The following is a 17,783-nucleotide window of genomic DNA, read 5'->3' on the forward strand; positions in this document are numbered from 1 at the left end:
AGTAATATTTCGCTTTACGACAAATCTTTTGTTGCGGAGTAACAAAACGGTATCCCTATCAAGGTTACCGTTTTATCACCAACCTAGCGTGCCTTTCTGAATCACTTCGTGTTTATTGATTGAGTCTAACAAACCATCAAAAACCCCTTGATCCTCCCCTAAGGGAAAGGTTTACACTACACGTCTTGTTCATCGTTCTATCGGATACTTATGCTTCGTCTTTTTGCTATTGTTTTTTCGACGTATTTAGTGAGTTTTACTGTCACGGCGAGTGGGTTTGGTGATGCCAATTTAGGTGAGCAAAAATCCCCGAGCTGTGTGTTTTGCCATAATCCAAATGGCACGCCGACACAAGCTCACTACCCCAACCTAAATGGGCAAGATCCATTGTATTTATTTAATGCGATGAAGGCGTATAAATTGGGTGAGAGAAGCGGAGCCTTGTCTGACATGATGAAGGTGCAATTACAAAACCTAAACGAAGACGACCTAAGAGATGTGGCCGCCTTCTATGCTACTCGTGCAAACTAGAATAAACGATAAAGTACAATTAACGATAAAGTATAACTAACGCTTTTTACCGCGATTGGCGTGGATTTTCATTTTCGCCTTCATGCGACGCTTATCTGAAGAGCGGCTGCGCCCTTTGATTGGTTTGTCGCTTTCAATTTCACTCAGTGGCTTTGGTTCAAACCCTGCTAACCATTCTTGTGGTAGGCGAGTATCCAGTAGCCTTTCGATGGCTTCTAGCAAGTATTGCTCATCATGGCTCATCAGTGACACAGCCAAGCCGGTTTGCCCAGCACGGCCCGTTCGACCAATACGGTGTATATAGTCTTCCGCTTTGTATGGTAAATCAAAGTTAACCACTTGCGCTAACTGTTGAATATCAAGTCCACGCGCTGCGACATCGGTTGCAATAAGCGCTCTCACTTGCCCAGACTTAAAGTCATCTAACGCTTTCTGGCGTGCGCCTTGGCTCTTATCACCATTAATTGACGCCGCTTTAATTCCATCCAATTTTAGCTCTTTTGCTAACGCATCACTACCTTGTTTGGTTTTGGTAAACACCAATACTTGCTGCCAGTTTTTTGAACCAATTAAATACGCTAACAGTTCATGTTTGCGGCTTTTATCTACCGGGTACACCATTTGTGTCACGGTATCAGCGGTCGTATTTTCTGGTGTGACTTGCACTTCAACCGGAGTAGACATGATTCGATGCGCCAACGCTTTGATTCGTTGTTCAAATGTGGCGGAAAACATCAAGGTCTGACGCGCCTTTGGTAAGCGTCTAAGAATGCGATTTAGATCAGGCATAAAACCCATATCAAGCATTCTATCGGCTTCGTCTAGGACCAGGTATTCGCACTCGGCTAACGTGATATTGCGAACATGTTGATGATCAAGCAAACGGCCCGGTGTCGCGACGAGTATATCGGCACCACCTTTTAAGTTCTTTGTTTGCACCCCCATGCTGGTCCCGCCATACGCGACAACAATTTTGATACCGGTTTCTTGTGCTAATGGGACTAGGTTGTCAAAGACTTGCTGCGCTAGCTCACGAGTTGGTGTCAGAATAAGCGAGCGTATCGCGTTGTGCGCGCATCTTGGCGTCGCTGACTTATCCATTAATTGTTGAATCACTGGGACACCAAATGCTGCCGTTTTTCCGGTTCCGGTTTGCGCCCCCGCTAACACATCTTTACCGGCTAAAACATGGGGAATGGCTTGTGCTTGAATTGGCGTTGGCGAACGGTATCCTAAGCTGTCTAAGTTATTGTTAATTATTTCACTAAGTGAAAACTGAGCAAAGCTCGACTCTACGGTTTGGGTCGAAGATTGGGTAGTGTCTGACATAAATTCGCCAACAAGAAAAATAAAGGGACGCGAGTGTAACAGAAAGTCTATCAGAACCCTACTTAGCATCACTCTTGTCTTGATAGTTTTTCATGCTGACGTTAATTCTGAAAGCTCGTTGTGAAGACTAGTTGTGAAGTCGTTTTGTCTTCGATATTCTTATTATCAAAAGGACACGGTGGTTATTTCTCACTAAATCGTATTGTTCTATTGTGATTCGTTAGTGTTAAACCGCCATGGCACATAAAAAACATCATTAGGAAAGCTCATGTCTACCGTTAATACACGTTGTCCTTCTTGTAAGGGCGTTAACCGCATCCCCTCAGAACGTATTGTCGAATCCCCTAACTGTGGCCGATGCAAAAGTCCACTGCTCGATGGCGCCCCAATTGAAGGGACGGCCGATAACTTTGACACCCTGCTCAACAGCAACCAACCGATCATCGTTGACTTCTGGGCCCCATGGTGTAACCCGTGTGTTGGATTCGCTCCGGTGTTTGAACAAACCGCGTCGGAACACAGCGGCAATGTCAGATTCGTTAAAATAGATACAGAAGCGCAACAGCAACTCGCTGCTCGCTATCAAATTCGCAGCATTCCAACCATCATGGTCTTTAAGAATGGTCAAAAAGTAGAGCAGTTAAGCGGCGCATTACCTAAGTCCCAGTTTGATCAGTGGCTGAAGCAATTTATTTAGTATCACACCCTATTGCCATCGATATTACGTTAAGCATTATTGATGACTCTTTTTCTAAAATCCGTGGGCGAACACCCCACATGTTTAGAGAAACGATGGGTGAAATTAAAGGGGTCCTTATACCCTAACCGCTCCGCAATCATGCCAATGGTCCAGTCATTATTGCGGAGCAAGTCGCACGCTTTGTCCATCCTTAAATTAATCAACCGACTTCTCGGCGACACTCCATAGAGTTGTTTGCAGATTCGTCCCAGCTGCACTTCACTCAAGAATGTACGCTCTGCCATCGCTTGTACAGTCCACGGTAAATGCAGTTGGCTTTCAATTAAGTTAAATAATGCTTGTACACGAACGGTTGAATCTGAAGTCTGCGTTTCAAAACCCGTGATCAAACGACATACTTCACTAACCAAGAGTTTACGATAACTCGCACGGTGACCAATGTCGTGGTAAAGCAATGTCATTAGCGCCCACATACGCTCACAATCGTGAAACGGCAGTACTTTTTGCCCCAAATTCGCTACAGGTAGCCAACGTTCCGTCTCTTTAGGCAAAAACCAAATCATACGCCAATGCTTGTATTGTGGATTAAGTTCAAAACGATACGGCTGATGTGCAGGTAACACGACAATAGAGTATGGCTCGATGCCTTCTACCGATGTTTGTGTCGTTAATACACCGCCACCCTCGATGGTAAACAGTAACGTATGCACATCGACTCCCCGACGTTCGACATGGTAGCCGTCAACTAGATTCGCCATGCCGGCCATAAAAATATCTTCCGACTTAAACTCGGGAATATCACTTTCTGACAAAAAACGTTCTTCACACTCGTTCGATAAATAAACTTCATCTTCCCAAGTTGATTTGACGCAAAATTGCTCAATGATTGATTTGCACAGGTTTTGTTTATTTTTGAACATGGCGATACTCGATTGTTTTCCTTATATTACACACAAAATTCTCGATGCTAATCACACTGTTTAAGGAGCAGCTATGACCACTCGCACTCACTCTATGTCATCTAAGAATGCTACTCAAAACCAAATGCTTGCCACTGTCGTGAAGCTTGGTTTTCCTGTGGCTATTCAAAGCGCACTGGTTGCGATTTTAGCAATGGCTGACGTGCTGATGGTCAGCGATTTTGGTCATGAAGCGACAGCTGCCGTTGGTATTGCCTCTAAATGGCACTTCGTTGCAATTATGATTATGGCTGGAATGGCCTCTGCGAACGGTGTCCTTGTTGCTCAATATTGGGGACGTAACGACAAACGCTCTGCAAAGACAATAACACAGCTTTCGATGATTGTGGGTGCCAAACTTCTCATCCCTGTCACGCTGGTGATTACCGTCTTTTCAAGCTTTATTATGATGCTGCAAACCAGCGATACGGCAGTGATTGAATTAGGTTCGACCTACTTATGGTATGCCTTTCCGGTATTAATCCTTACTCACGTGGTGATTGTTGCCGAATCTGCCATGCGCTCATCTGGTGACGCTGTCACGCCTTTAATGCTTGGTGGCGTGACGATTATCGTCAACATTGCTTTGAATTTCTGGCTTATTAAAGGCGGATTTGGTGTGCCTGCTATGGGTGTCGCTGGCGCAGCACTCGCGACGTCAATTTCGCGCTTATTACAAGTGGCATTAATCTGGGGTTGCCTTCACTATCGCCAACATTGGTTACTACAGGTGAAACAACTCGACTCCCATACTCGTTTATGGGCGTCGTATAAGAAACTGGCGGTTCCGACAACAATTAATGCCGTGCTATGGGCAATGGGCACACTCATGTATCAAGTCATTTTTGGTCATATGGGTACGACTGAACTTGCCGTCTTTAGTATGATTGGGCCGTTCGAATCCCTTTGCTATTCACTGTTTTTTGGTATTTCTGTGGCTTGCTCAATTTTGCTTGGCCAATCTTTAGGCAGAGACGAGTTTGAACATGCGTTTAGTATGTCAAAATTCTTCATTAAAGCCGTGTTTGTTTTCGGCATTGTGGTGGGAGGCTTATTACTGACTAGCCGGGATACTATTCTAGGATGGTTAAACCTGACAGATGAAGCACTCTATCCGCTCGCTTCCCCTGTAATGGTAATCATGTGCTGCGCCATCTGGCTCCGTATGCTTAATTTGATCATCATTAATGGCATCTTAAGAGCCGGCGGAGATAACCAGTTCTGCTTACGTATGGATTTTATCTCTATGTGGACGGTAGGATTGCCGCTCACTGCCATTGGCGCCTTTATCTTTGGCTTTGAGTTTCCAGTCGTTTATGCGTGTATGCTTATGGAGGAAGTGGTGAAGTTAGGTTTATGCTTCCATCGCTACCTTAAACGTCACTGGATGAACAACCTAACGCTGGCAGCGGCATAAGCGCGCCCATTAATTGCCATAACGATTACTATCTTCATAGAATAAATTGCTTTTAGACTAACAAAAAAATACCCGCTTAAACGAGCGGGTATTTTTATTCACCAATGACAGCCCATTTATATGACCAATCTACTCTGGTGAGTCACTTGCTTGTTGCATTAAAAACGACGGCGACGGCTCAATGGTATTGATTAGGCTTTCCACTTGTAAAATGGCCTCAATCGCCGTGCTGTTTTTACGATAACTGACAAATAGAGGGCGCGACCATGCTTCCGAATCCGACACAACATACAACTGTTCAGACTCGATAAATGGCTCTACTAGCATTAACGGCAAATAAGCACAGCCACCTTTCTCTAAGATAAAATCCAATGCAATGCGTCCAGTCGAAGTCCTTAAATAAGGTGCTGGAATGTTAGGATGGCGCTCTGCGTGCTCAAAACTAAATTGCGTTCCCCAGTCCACATAGACGTACTTATCATTAAACACTTCCTCTAGAAGATGAGGCTGTGTTGAAACCAGCACTAAGGGCAGTTCCGCAATCTGATGACTCTTAAATTCTTCAAGTTTAAAAGGGTCAAACGAGAACGCTAGATCTAAAGTTCGCTCTAACAGCTTACGATTTAATTGCTCTCGCCCCAACGACTCAGCAACAAAGCCATAGCCACTTAATGAATCCGTCACGACACTCAAACAATTTTGTAGATAGGCATCCCATATGTTGGGTGTGCCACCAATCGTCAACTGAAGCGCTTTATTACTCTCTAACGACAAGTCAAATGTCGCTTGTTTTAGGGTCGACACCATAATTTCAGCATACCCTACTAAACGCTCTCCGGCGGAGGTCAGTTGGATGTTATTTCTATGCCGCGTAAACAAGCGCGTATCAAAATGCTCTTCTAATTGCTTGATCCTAGCACTCACCGCGGCTTGGGTAATATACAAGTTCTCAGACGCGCGTCCAAAGTGCTTTTCCTTTGCGACTTCAAGGAAAGTTTGAAATACTTTTACATCCATAACCCACTCTCAAACAGTGTCTAACTCACTGAGCTTCTTTAATAATTCGTCCATCATTCTACCGATTAACGCCCACCAAATCATAAATAGTTTTTATGATTTCGACAAAAACAATTCACTTCCTTTCTTATCGGTTTCGCTCTATTTTCAGCGTTGAAATAACACCGAATTTGTTGCTACTCAACCTTTAGGTTCAACAACAGATCCGATTAACCACATTGCTATACACTCTATTTTTCATTGAGAACGCTATGACTGATACTCAATTTCGCCACGGTAAAAAACGTTTTTATGATGCCGCCAAATTCCCTCGTGGATTTGCTAAGTCCGGTGATTTTACGCTTCTAGAAGAAGACATCTTGGTAACTTTTGGTGAAACCATGTTAGCGCTAGAGCTAGGTGCCATTTCGCCTGAAAACGTTGATGAAAAGCACTTCCTAAAAGTCATCGATAATCCAAGTAAAGCTAAAAGTAAACTTGAGCACACTTGGCTTAAGTATGTAAGACTCGCTCGTGGTCGAAAAGCGTTCCATACACTCAATAGTAAATCAAAATATCGTGAAGCATCAAAAGATTACGACTACGATATGGAAAGCGATAACGAATTAGAGCCAGCTTAACGCGTTTCATCCCCTTCCTCCTAGTCAAAGTAGAGCGTTTAAATGCTCTACTTTTTTTATGTCGCGTGTTTTATTACCGACGATGGCAACATGTTTTATGCCTCTATATTTCTATACTTCTATACTTCTATGGCGCTCAATTACGAAAAAACCGCCTACTGGCGGTCTTGATGCTCCCCTTTTAGCATAGTTCAACATAAAATATGTTAAGCATACTAAAAGAGGAAAGAAGCGAGGACATTACGGTTTCAAGCTAAAAACCAACAATGTATACGTCAACGCAGAAAACGTTAGTCAATCAAAAACGCTTTGCCTGGATCGACATACACTTTGTCTATCATCGCTTCACGCCCTAACAACATCATATAAGACATATCTTGACGATTGGTTAACGTCACCTCAATCGGCCACTCTCTATCGCCCAAGCGAAATAGGGTTTGAATAACGCAACGCTGCTCTGTGTCACCATTAGACGACTTAATGCGTCGTGAGTCGATAACCAAAGATTCGCAATGTACAATTTGCTCTAGATGATAAATATCTGGGTGCAAATCATACTGTACATACAAACGCCCCTCACGTTTAACACGAGTGAGGTTATCAACGTGCAGAGACGACGTTTTAGCGCCAGTATCTATGCGAACTTCTAGATCAGTGATCCCAAATTCAGGAAGACTACACAGCTCTAAGTTACCAATGATCATTCTATCGTTATATGTGTTTGGCATAATTTAAATGCTCGGTTCTACAGGAACAATCGAATCTTGCATGATTTCGATGTGTTCAAATACCTCTTCAGCGCAATCTCCAAAATACGCGATGTGATACATAGCTTCACCTTCTTGCACAAGCGGAATGTTTTGCTTGCCAATAATGATGCCAGCTCTGTTTGACGTAACTTGGCTGATATTGTTACCTAGTGGTCCATTAATATCAGCAAGTATGTCGCCTTTCTCTACCTTAGAGCCTAAGGCCACATACTCTTTAACAAACCCACTCGCATCAGCACGAGTCCAATCACTTCGGTTTGCAATAAACGGTTCAGTATTCGCCGCTTTAATACGTTTGCGGATCATACCCAACGCTTTAAGGACGCGAATTACGCCTTTCACGCCAGTTTGAATCGACAGTTCATCAAAGCGCAATGCTTCCCCTGCTTCATAAAGCAGTACACGAGCGCCATTATTTACTGCAGCTTCTCGTAGTGAACCATCGCGTATGTTTGCATTCAATAAAACAGGTACTGCGAATGCTTCCGCAAGTCGTTTTGTTTCTGGGTCGTCTAAGTTAGCTCGGATCTGCGGTAAATTAGAGCGATGAATCGCCCCTGTATGCAGATCAATACCGTAGTCACAGTGAGCAACGATACTATTTAGAAACGTATACGCTAATCTTCCTGCCAGCGATCCTTTTTTTGATCCCGGGAAGCAACGATTGAGATCGCGTCTATCCGGCATATAACGACTTTGGTTAAGTACACCATAAACGTTCACCATTGGAACGAAAATAAGCGTACCGTTTTGTAATTTCAAATTTTCGGCAATGAGTCGGCTAATAATTTCAATGCCATTTAATTCATCACCATGTACAGCCGCACTGACAAAAACTGTCGGCCCTTCCTTCTTAGAGCGTATAACCTGAACGGGTATAGAAACCTCAGCATCGGTATACAGTTTTGCTACGGGAATATTGATTTCTTTTCTTTCACCAGGGCGTATTTCTACGCCCGCAATAACAAGCTCTCTTGCCATTTAGCCACGTCCTATGGTTTTATTTTTGTTTGGCTTTGCGTTTTTTTCAATGAAATCGAAGATCAAGTCACCCACATCTTTGCCTGTCGCTTTTTCAATGCCTTCTAAGCCTGGAGAAGAATTCACTTCCATCACTACCGGTCCATTTTTAGACTGAAGAATATCAACACCACAAAGGTTAAGACCCATCGCTTTAGCTGCATTTACTGCTGTCGCACGCTCTTCTTTTGAAAGTTTAACAAGTTGAGCACTGCCACCACGGTGAAGGTTTGAGCGGAACTCACCTTCTGCGGCTTGGCGTTTCATTGCAGCAATAACTTTACCACCCACAACAAAACAACGAATATCTGCACCATTCGCTTCTTCAATAAACTCTTGGACCAATATGTTGGCTTTCAGACCCATAAATGCCTCAATGACACTTTCTGCAGCCTTGGTTGTTTCCGCCAATACCACACCAATACCTTGAGTACCTTCCAAAAGCTTGATCACTAGCGGCGCGCCGCCAACATTCTTAATAAGATCTTGAATGTTGTCTGGCTTGCTAGCAAACCCAGTTCTTGGTAAGCCAATGCCTTTACGAGAAAGCAACTGAAGCGAGCGTAACTTATCGCGTGAACGACTAATTGCTACCGATTCATTAACACAAAATGTTCCCATCATTTCGAATTGACGAACCACTGCTGTTCCGTAAAAAGTAATGGAAGACCCAATACGCGGAATAACAGCGTCGTACTGTGGCAATTCCTCACCCATATAACGAACTTTCGAGCTACTACTCGTAATATCCATATAGCAATGCAGGGTATCAATGATATCCACTTGATGTCCCCTCGCTTCACCTGCTTCTTTAAGGCGACGAGTTGAGTACAAGTTTTCGTTGCGAGATAGAATCGCAATGCGCATGGCAGTATCCTCTTAGATATAGTTTGTTGTTTGGATTGTGAAACGCCGGTATACGAATGACCGGAAAGAGCGTGCACCTTAAGAGTTTAGTCGAAAAAAATAAAACGATAATTTTTATCCTTAACGACAAATATTTTTTGTTGGAAAAGTGAAATTTTAGGCACAAAAAAACCGGCCTAAGCCGGTTTTAGTTTAATAATTCATTCACTTAAAAAGTATGTAACAAAAAGGTGTGAATGATGTTATTTTTTAGCCATTTCTTTTTTAACCATTACCGCTGAGGTAACGACAAAAGCAATGATGAGCGCTAACTCCATGGAGTTCCCCTACAATTCAAAAGAAATTTCGCACTTATTATTAAGTTGCAAACCTATCTTACCAAAAAAATAACAATGTGACACTTTTTAATCACTAAACAACACGATATGGATCAAAAAAAGGCGCATAACACGCCTTTCCAAATCACATTTCAACAAATTGTTATTCAGCCGTTCTACTCATTAGGGTAACCATTTGGGTTCATTGATTGCCACTTCCAACCATCAGCAGACATATCTTTTAATGTGCGAACCGCTTTCCAACCAAGGTCACGATTGGCTTTACTTGGATCAGCCCAGCATTCAGCGATATCTCCAGGACGGCGATCGACCACCTTATACGGTACCTTTTTACCTGAAGCTTGGCTAAAGGCCTCAACCATATCAAGGACACTGTAGCCGTTTCCAGTTCCTAAATTGTAGATATGTAGCCCTTCACTTTGCTTTAACGTCTGCAGGGCTGCGATATGCCCATCCGCTAAGTCCATTACATGGATGTAATCGCGGACGCCCGTACCATCCTTGGTTGGATAATCGTTACCGAATACCGATAGGAATTCACGGCGTCCCACAGCAACTTGCGACACAAATGGCATTAAGTTATTAGGAATACCCTGGGGATCTTCCCCCATTTCGCCACTTGGATGCGAACCAACTGGATTAAAATAGCGCAGTAACGTAATGGTCCAATCTGGATTGGCCTTTTGGAAGTCAGTTAAACACTCTTCCACCATTAATTTACTTCGCCCATAAGGATTGGTTGCACTTAAAGGAAACGTTTCTGTGATTGGCACAGATGCCGGATCACCGTATACCGTAGCTGAAGAGCTAAAGACAATATGCTTAACACCAGCGTCTCGCATCGCATCAACCAAAACCAAAGTACCATTCACGTTGTTGTCATAATACTCTAAAGGTTTATCTACCGACTCACCCACTGCTTTTAAACCTGCAAAATGAATCACGGCATCAATATTATATTGCTTGAGTGCACTGACTAACGCAGCCTTGTCTCTCACATCCGCTTCAACAAATGTTGGACGTTTACCAGAAACGTTTTCTATGCGATCAAGAACCGCCAATTTACTGTTATATAAGTTATCAAAAATGACAGGTGTCATACCTGCATTGATAAGTTGAACACACGTATGACTGCCAATGTAGCCTGCTCCGCCTGTTACTAGAATATTCATTAGCCAACTCCTTGTTTTTTATGCCGGAAAGTATAGCGCACCCTAGCCATGCATCGCAATTTATACGTATTTACAAAACCATTGAATCGAGCCGCCGCATACGTAGAGACAAACACATCGTGTTATCGCCCCTAACCGATACACTAAAATAGTAAACCGCTAGGCATTGCCTAATACACATAATTTCTTAATGCACCTTCCTAGCTCAGCGGGCTCTAATAGGCTTTCGCTAACGATTCCGGGTATCCCCGTGACTTAGCTAAAGCCTTTCCTCTTTCCTCAACCAAACCTAAGGAAAAATCGTTACTTAAAGAAGAAGACTCATAGCTTTTGACATCAAACCACTTTTCACTGATCTTTTTCGCCGCTTCCAGCGCGGATGACGCTTTCACTATTTCTAGTCTAGCGTAATTTTCCCCTTCAAAGCTGACATCAGCGGTTCTCAAACTTGGGTTCGTACCTGGAATTTGCTGAGCACCATAAAGCGGTTTTCCCGCAGGAAGTGCGGTTGCAAAACTGGGGACGTATTGGCTTAGGTGGGCTATAGCACTAAGTGAACGCTGGTTTTGAACTTCAAATGACCAGCCTTTCTCTACTTTACTAATAAGATAGTGAGGTAAGCATGGCTGCGCACTGGTTGGGCTCGAGTGCGCCAGACCATCTTTAAACAATGTGATATCCCCAGTCATACCGTGAAGTTGAAAATAGCCATCTGGATAAGGCGTCAGTTGAGCCATGCCTCGGGGCGTACCACGCTCGCCATGAAAAATTACCTCTGGCCACTTTTCATTGTTTGGTGTTTTCCAATGGGTGACATAAGCGGCTTTAAATTCGACCATACGTTGACGGTGATAGTGCATTTGGTCATCAATAATGCCAGTACGAAAACCACAAGCATTGACAACGTGTGCATAATGTTCAGATAAATCACCTTCACTGGTTATCGTCATTCCAGTTTCGCACGGTGCAACATGATCAACCTTAACACCAGTACGTATCGTTAAGTTAGGAAGCCGCTCAGCCCCTAATTCAATTGTAGCAGCGACTCTGAACAGACTAAGACCATACTCTTGTACTACGTAAATAGGGTATTTTAGGCTATCAAGATCGGTATGATTGGCAAATGGCGTCAACCAATCATCAAGGGTCTTTGGTGAAGACACCCCTCGTTTGCCGATTAGCGCTGCCAATTCTGCTCGTTCAATGCGCTGGAAGTACTGATCTGGATGGCCGAGTACCTGGTTATATGGATCCACTGCCACTAACTGTCGGTAAGTATTTCTCAGTAGCTCTAGTCTTGGAAGTAAAGCATCAGGCTCGCCCTTATCATTCTTGGGTATGGCGATCACAGTCGGTCGACGATTGACGGTATGAGGAAAAAAGCGCACAAACGCGATAGATTGCTTAAGTAAGTCGATGCAATCTTGGTGAGAAAGCTCTCGATAAAGGTTGCCCCCAGCATGAAGGTGACAGATCGGCGGCCCACTCACTAAACCAACATTTTTCTCAAATAATGTTACCTCAATACCTTGTTTTGCTAAAAAGAGCGCGACAGTGGCTCCAGCCACTCCGCCTCCTATAATGGCAACACTTTTACCGCTGGTTACCTGAGCATTAACTGAGTTCATTGATTCGTTTTTATCGTAAATTCGTTTAGTTTTTATCGTTATATAGAAGCACTATTTTATCGTGATAGGCTATTAAAAAAAATCACATTTTTCATAATGTTTTTCTTGACATAATTTCACTGAATAACTGTTGAAAACACATTCCTCTTTCAAAATTTCGCGTCATCACCGACACATCAATGGTTATGCTTTTATGACACAATTTTTACTTTTGAGTTATCCCAAATGTTATCCACCGTTTTTGTGGATAACTCAAAAAGATTGCCATTAAACCCTATGATATTCCATTATTATTGGTACTAAGCATCTGTCGAATCAAAGAAAACAACACCGCTGCTAGTGTGACAAACGCAAGAACTGGAACAACAACCCAAGTGGACAAGTGCCAACTCCATGGCAATTCAAAGCCCAGCTTCATTATTAAGCCAACAACAATTTCAGCGCCTAATGTCGCCACAAGTCCAGCGATTAGTGCCATGATCCCATACTCTGACCAAATGGTTCGAATAATACGCTGACGACTCGCTCCTAGTGTTCGATATAAACGTAACTCATCTTGACGCTGCGCCAAACTTAAGCGAAGCAGAGTAAAGATAAGTAACACCCCAGCGAGCACACCGAGGGCGGCAAGCACCGTAATTGACCATACGATTTGTGACAATAATGACTGTATCTTTTCACCCATGATACGAATATCCATAAGGCTAACCGTCGAATACTGTCTAGACAGTGATGAGATCAATGCATTGTCTTTAGGCTCAATCCTAAAGCTAACCAGCCAAGCACTCGGTATTGCTTCCATGACGTCGGGAGTGAAAATAAAATAGAAGTTAGGCTTCATGTCTCGCCATTCAACAAAGCGAATTGAATTCACTTTGGCTGATACTTTCTGACCGTTTATTGTAAACCCAAGTTCATCACCAATTTTAATATTGAGACTTTCAGCAACTTGTTGTTCCACCGAAACGCCATTTGTCGTCGTCCAAGCCCCCTCAATGACCTCGTTATAGTTTGGAATAGCCGTTGCATAAGTGAAGTTTAACTCTCGACTAAGCGCGTCAGTGTTTTCCTCCCCTTGAGTTTGAGCCTGTTGCGCATCCTCACCATTAATTAGAGCCAAGCGACCACGTGAAATTGGAAACGCCTGAGAGCGCTGAACTGAATTTTCATCAAGAATCTGCAGATAAGACTCTATTTCATGTTCAGCAATATTAAGTGCAAACGCATTAGGCGCATCGGCGGGTAATGTCCGTTGCCAATCGCTCAACAAATCAGTACGAACCAACCAGATGGTAGTAAGTAACATTAATGACAGACCCAATGCGCCATACTGAAGCGCGGTGTGTCGTTTACTGCGATTAATTCGGCTAATTGCTAATTTTAGGGAAACGGGGAGCGAGACTCTGCCCAGTAACCAAGTACACAAAACGCTTACCGCACCCAGCACGCCAAATAAGCCCGCAATCCCGGCCAGTAAAATCCATATGAGTGTGTTATTTTGATAAACAATCACCAACGGAATTACAGGCACCGCAAGTAATAGATAGATCCATCCGAAGCGTTTTTCATCGGCACTTTGCAGTACTTCAACAGAGGAAACGGATACCAGTTTATATAAAGGAATACCCAACGCTGGAATACCAATCAGCAAGCTTGACGCAACCGCAATCACAGCCGGCAGTACGCCGTAGCTTGGTAAAGGGCTCGGCAATAATTCTGTCAAGGGAATCCGCAGCAAGTACTCTAAACCAACCCCAAGTAACAAGCCGACTACAATCGCCATGGTCACCAATAAGCCTGCCTGTATTGCCAGCCAACGCACTACCCAGCGCTTGCTCGCCCCAAGGCTTTTCAACATTGCAACCGTTTTTCTACGGCTTTGGACATAGTTCTGACAGGTAAGCACCAGCGTTGTCGCGGCCATAATTATGATAATGGCAACGGTTAGGGACAAATATTGTGTGGTTCTCTCAAAAATATCATTACTGCGACTTGCTGAGTCTTTATCACGCCAGCGGTCACTCGGAGACAACGTGATATTTTCTTTCAAATTGGCAAGAACGTCGTCGCTCCCAGTTAAGTATGCTCTAAACTGCACACGGCTCCCGAGCTGAATCGCACCTGTTTCTTCGACAGAATGTTGATGAATATAAGCGGTAGGCATTTGTTGAAACGGATTAAAGCTAATACCCGGCTCTTCAACGATCAAACCACTCACGGTTAGCTCTGCGTCTCCAACGGCGACTATATCGCCCTGCTTGACAGCAAGTTGGTCGGCAATTCTTTCATCTAACCACAATTCATCTGGACCAACATGATGCTGTTTGTGCTCATTAGATGCCAAAGTAAGCGTACCGCGTAATGGAAATGCGTCATCTACAGCCTTCACCGTGATCAGCTGCATGCCAGAGTCACTAAAAGACATCGTGGCAAAACGAGTATAGAAAGACGCCTGCAGATTGCTGCTAGTTAATAGCTCGAGGTTATCTTCTGTTATTGGGTTGTCAGAAATATATATGGTGTCCGCAGACAAGGCGTCTTTTCCCTGCTTGACGATCACCTGCTCCATACGTTCCGCTAGCGCAGCCAAACCAAAAATGCAGGCAATAATCATGGTCAATGACAGTGCGATTGGCCAAAGTTGACCTTGCTTGATCTCATCAACGCTCCACAGAAGTAAACGTTTATTCACAGAGGAAGACATATTAATGATCCTCAGTTAGTTGACCTGCGTTCATCAGGAACACTCGGTCACATCGTTTGGCTAGAGACAGATCATGTGTGACCAAAACAAGAGTCGTACCGTGTTCTTGGTTCAAGTTAAACAATAGCTCCACTATTTTATGCGCTGTATTTTGATCAAGATTACCGGTGGGTTCATCAGCAAAGAGTATTTTGGGGTTGGTCATAAATGCCCGAGCAATGGCGACGCGTTGCTGCTCACCACCTGATAATTGAGAAGGAAGGTGGTCCAATCGGTGGCCAAGGCCAACCGACTCCAACAAACGCGTTGCTTTTTCAACGTCTTCACTTTCCCCTCTCAATAGACAGGGCAACGTCACATTCCCCAGAGCCGTTAAACTTGGGATCAACAAAAAACTTTGGAAGACAAACCCCAAGTGTTGGCTTCTCAGCGCCGCGCGCGCTTCATCATCGAGTATTGATATTTTTTCGCCCAATAACTCAATCTCGCCAATACTTGGCACATCTAGACCCGCAAGTAATGTCATTAAGGTTGACTTGCCCGCCCCTGATGTACCCACAATAGCAATGGACTCACCTTGCTCTATCGAAAGATTTACGTTTTCTAGGATTGTTAATTGCTCGGTTTTCGTAGACACTACTTTTGATACCGATTCGGCTTTGATGATGGAAGAACTCATGATTTGGCAACGTTCCTTTATAGTTTTATTTATTTTATCCCTAGCATCATTCCATGCTAAAGCCGCCTCTTTACTCATTCTCGGCGACAGCCTCAGTGCAGGCTACAATATGAAAGCCGAAGAGAGTTGGCCAACCATACTACCAAGCCTACTATCAACGGTTGATCGCCCCATTACAGTAGTAAATGGCAGCGTGTCTGGCGACACCACCGGTAATGGCTTGGCCAAATTACCTTCACTGCTCGACAGCCATCATCCTGATTATGTTCTTATTGAGCTTGGTGCTAATGATGGGCTACGAGGGTTCCAGCCTAATATCGTAAAAAATAACCTGCTGCAACTCATACGTATGAGCGAAGATTCAGGTGCAAAGGTTATGCTAATGCAGATTCGTATTCCACCTAATTATGGCAAAAGGTATGCAAAAATGTTTGAAGCTATCTACCCTGAAGTTGCGGAAGAAACTACCACGCCTTTGATTCCCTTCTTCCTAGAAGACGTCATCACCAAATCTGAATGGATGATGGACGATGGCTTACACCCGAAAGCTGAAGCGCAACCATTTATAGCAGAGAGCGTTGCAAACGCACTACGCCCCTATTTATAACGGAATGCGTATTACAAGTTAATACGTTACCACACTCACTGGCTCACCTATAAAGGGCTATTTACTAACATTAGCCCTTCAAAAACACCGTTTTTAATGGTCTAGCTCAATGTAGATTAAACATTATTACGTTACCCTATTTCTTTATCATCGTCTTAGATAGGTTGTAATTAATGATAATTGAACCAGTTATTCGCGGTGTTATTGCTCGCTCATCTCATCCAGAAGGATGCAAAAAGGCGGTCGATAATCAAATTGAATACGTGAAATCCGCCACTCCAATCAAAGATGGTCCGAAACGTGTGCTTATTTTGGGTGCCTCGTCCGGATTTGGCTTAGCGGCACGCATCGCATTGACATTTGGTGGCGCAGAAGCGGACACCATTGGTGTGTCGTTTGAACACGGTCCTTCCGAAAAGGGCGTTGGTTCTGCAGGTTGGTACAACAACATCCATTTCAAACATCGTGCCCAGCAAGCTGGTCGCCAAGCGATTAACATTATTGGTGACGCATACTCATCGGAAACCCGTGAACAAGTCATTGAAGCCATAGAGACCTATTTTGAAGGTGAAGTGGACCTCATTATCTATAGCTTAGCGTCTGGTCGCCGCACCAAAGAAGACGGTAACTATTGGCACTCAGCCATTAAACCAATTGGTGAAAGTGTTTCTGGCGCCATTATTAATCTCGAAACACAGAAGTGGGAAAATACCACCCTTGCCCCTGCAACCGATGACGAGATTGAGGGTACCCTTAAAGTCATGGGTGGACAGGACTGGGAGAACTGGATTGACACCCTCATCAATACTGATTCCATTGCCAATGGCTGTAAAACCATTGCCTTTTCGTATATCGGTCCAGAAATCACCCACCCTATCTATCTTGATGGTACCTTAGGCAGAGCCAAGGTTGATTTGCATCAAACCAGCCATGCACTCAATCTCGAACTTGCGCATTTCAATGGTAACGCCTACGCCGCCGTTTGTAAGGCACTTGTCACTAAAGCGAGTGTTTTCATCCCAGGTTTAACGCCTTACTTATTGGCACTATACAAAACCATGAAAGAACAAGGCACTCATGAAGGCTGTATTGAACAAATGCAGCGGCTATTTAGCACTAAACTTTATGGTCAAGACAAGGTACCCGTTGATGGCGAAAGGTTACTAAGGGTCGACGACTTAGAATTGGATCCAGAAATCCAAAGACAGGTTGCGGAACGTTTAAGTCAAATGGACGAGAGTAACTTTAAAGAAATTGGGGATTTTGACGGCTTCCAGCAAGAATTCTTAAACCTTAATGGTTTTGGCTTAGAAGGTGTGGACTACGCTAAAAGAACTGACGTAGATAAACTTAAGACTCTTACACCTTAGTTTAGCCATACTGCGTAACACCATCTCACATTTGAGACACATCGTTGATTTATTA

At 43.7% G+C, this 17,783-nt stretch carries 16 protein-coding genes; 6 read left to right on the top strand and 10 right to left on the bottom strand.

Annotated elements, in window-relative coordinates:
- Window positions 1-210 precede the first annotated feature (210 nt).
- The gene (locus tag MD535_RS05880) at window positions 211-531 is read left to right on the top strand and encodes a c-type cytochrome (protein ID WP_265673950.1); all 321 of its coding nucleotides are present in this window, start codon (window positions 211-213) and stop codon (window positions 529-531) included.
- 36 nt (window positions 532-567) lie between these two features.
- Here the strand turns inward: MD535_RS05880 and MD535_RS05885 are convergent, their stop codons facing one another.
- The gene (locus tag MD535_RS05885) at window positions 568-1,860 is read right to left on the bottom strand and encodes a DEAD/DEAH box helicase (protein ID WP_265673951.1); all 1,293 of its coding nucleotides are present in this window, start codon (window positions 1,858-1,860) and stop codon (window positions 568-570) included.
- Between the two features lie 268 nt (window positions 1,861-2,128).
- Here MD535_RS05885 and trxC point away from each other — a divergent pair, with 268 nt between their 5' ends.
- Window positions 2,129-2,557 (top strand): thioredoxin TrxC, encoded by a 429-nt coding sequence (gene trxC / locus MD535_RS05890; RefSeq protein WP_265673952.1) that lies wholly within the window; start codon window positions 2,129-2,131, stop codon window positions 2,555-2,557.
- Window positions 2,558-2,586: 29 nt separating this feature from the next.
- Here the strand turns inward: trxC and MD535_RS05895 are convergent, their stop codons facing one another.
- A complete protein-coding gene (locus MD535_RS05895; protein WP_265673953.1) occupies window positions 2,587-3,480 on the bottom strand; it encodes a helix-turn-helix domain-containing protein in 894 nt (297 codons plus the stop codon).
- Between the two features lie 73 nt (window positions 3,481-3,553).
- Between MD535_RS05895 and MD535_RS05900 the strand changes: the two genes are divergently transcribed.
- A complete protein-coding gene (locus MD535_RS05900; RefSeq protein WP_390902898.1) occupies window positions 3,554-4,936 on the top strand; it encodes an MATE family efflux transporter in 1,383 nt (460 codons plus the stop codon).
- Window positions 4,937-5,065: 129 nt separating this feature from the next.
- Here the strand turns inward: MD535_RS05900 and MD535_RS05905 are convergent, their stop codons facing one another.
- Window positions 5,066-5,953, bottom strand: coding sequence for a LysR family transcriptional regulator (locus tag MD535_RS05905; RefSeq protein ID WP_265673954.1), 888 nt, complete (start codon window positions 5,951-5,953; stop codon window positions 5,066-5,068).
- Between the two features lie 251 nt (window positions 5,954-6,204).
- On the opposite strand from MD535_RS05905, the gene MD535_RS05910 reads away from it, so the two are divergent.
- A complete protein-coding gene (locus MD535_RS05910) occupies window positions 6,205-6,573 on the top strand; it encodes a DUF413 domain-containing protein (protein ID WP_265673955.1) in 369 nt (122 codons plus the stop codon).
- 290 nt (window positions 6,574-6,863) lie between these two features.
- Here MD535_RS05910 and MD535_RS05915 read toward each other — a convergent pair whose 3' ends face one another.
- From MD535_RS05915 to MD535_RS05945, 7 genes are all read right to left on the bottom strand, one after another.
- A complete protein-coding gene (locus MD535_RS05915; protein ID WP_265673956.1) occupies window positions 6,864-7,301 on the bottom strand; it encodes an ATP-dependent zinc protease family protein in 438 nt (145 codons plus the stop codon).
- A gap of 3 nt (window positions 7,302-7,304) precedes the next feature.
- Entirely contained in the window at window positions 7,305-8,324 is a 1,020-nt protein-coding gene (locus MD535_RS05920; protein WP_265673957.1) for a succinylglutamate desuccinylase/aspartoacylase family protein, read from the bottom strand.
- A complete protein-coding gene (gene rimK / locus MD535_RS05925; RefSeq protein WP_265673958.1) occupies window positions 8,325-9,230 on the bottom strand; it encodes a 30S ribosomal protein S6--L-glutamate ligase in 906 nt (301 codons plus the stop codon).
- Between the two features lie 493 nt (window positions 9,231-9,723).
- Window positions 9,724-10,740, bottom strand: a complete 1,017-nt coding sequence (gene galE / locus MD535_RS05930) for a UDP-glucose 4-epimerase GalE (RefSeq protein WP_265673959.1) — start codon at window positions 10,738-10,740, stop codon at window positions 9,724-9,726.
- Window positions 10,741-10,955: 215 nt separating this feature from the next.
- Window positions 10,956-12,368, bottom strand: coding sequence for an FAD-dependent oxidoreductase (locus tag MD535_RS05935; protein WP_265673960.1), 1,413 nt, complete (start codon window positions 12,366-12,368; stop codon window positions 10,956-10,958).
- Between the two features lie 274 nt (window positions 12,369-12,642).
- Window positions 12,643-15,072, bottom strand: a complete 2,430-nt coding sequence (locus tag MD535_RS05940; protein WP_265673961.1) for an ABC transporter permease — start codon at window positions 15,070-15,072, stop codon at window positions 12,643-12,645.
- A 1-nt stretch (window position 15,073) separates the two neighbouring features.
- The gene (locus MD535_RS05945) at window positions 15,074-15,751 is read right to left on the bottom strand and encodes an ABC transporter ATP-binding protein (protein ID WP_265673962.1); all 678 of its coding nucleotides are present in this window, start codon (window positions 15,749-15,751) and stop codon (window positions 15,074-15,076) included.
- Here MD535_RS05945 and MD535_RS05950 point away from each other — a divergent pair.
- Both MD535_RS05950 and fabV read left to right on the top strand, forming a co-directional pair.
- On the top strand, window positions 15,750-16,358 hold the full coding sequence (locus MD535_RS05950) for an arylesterase (RefSeq protein WP_265673963.1): 609 nt from the start codon (window positions 15,750-15,752) through the stop codon (window positions 16,356-16,358). The two genes, MD535_RS05945 and MD535_RS05950, sit on opposite strands and share 2 nt — an antisense overlap.
- A gap of 173 nt (window positions 16,359-16,531) precedes the next feature.
- On the top strand, window positions 16,532-17,728 hold the full coding sequence (fabV, locus tag MD535_RS05955) for an enoyl-ACP reductase FabV (protein ID WP_265673964.1): 1,197 nt from the start codon (window positions 16,532-16,534) through the stop codon (window positions 17,726-17,728).
- Window positions 17,729-17,783: the final 55 nt, after the last annotated feature.

The organism is Vibrio qingdaonensis, assembly GCF_026191675.1.
GTDB lineage: Bacteria > Pseudomonadota > Gammaproteobacteria > Enterobacterales > Vibrionaceae > Vibrio > Vibrio qingdaonensis.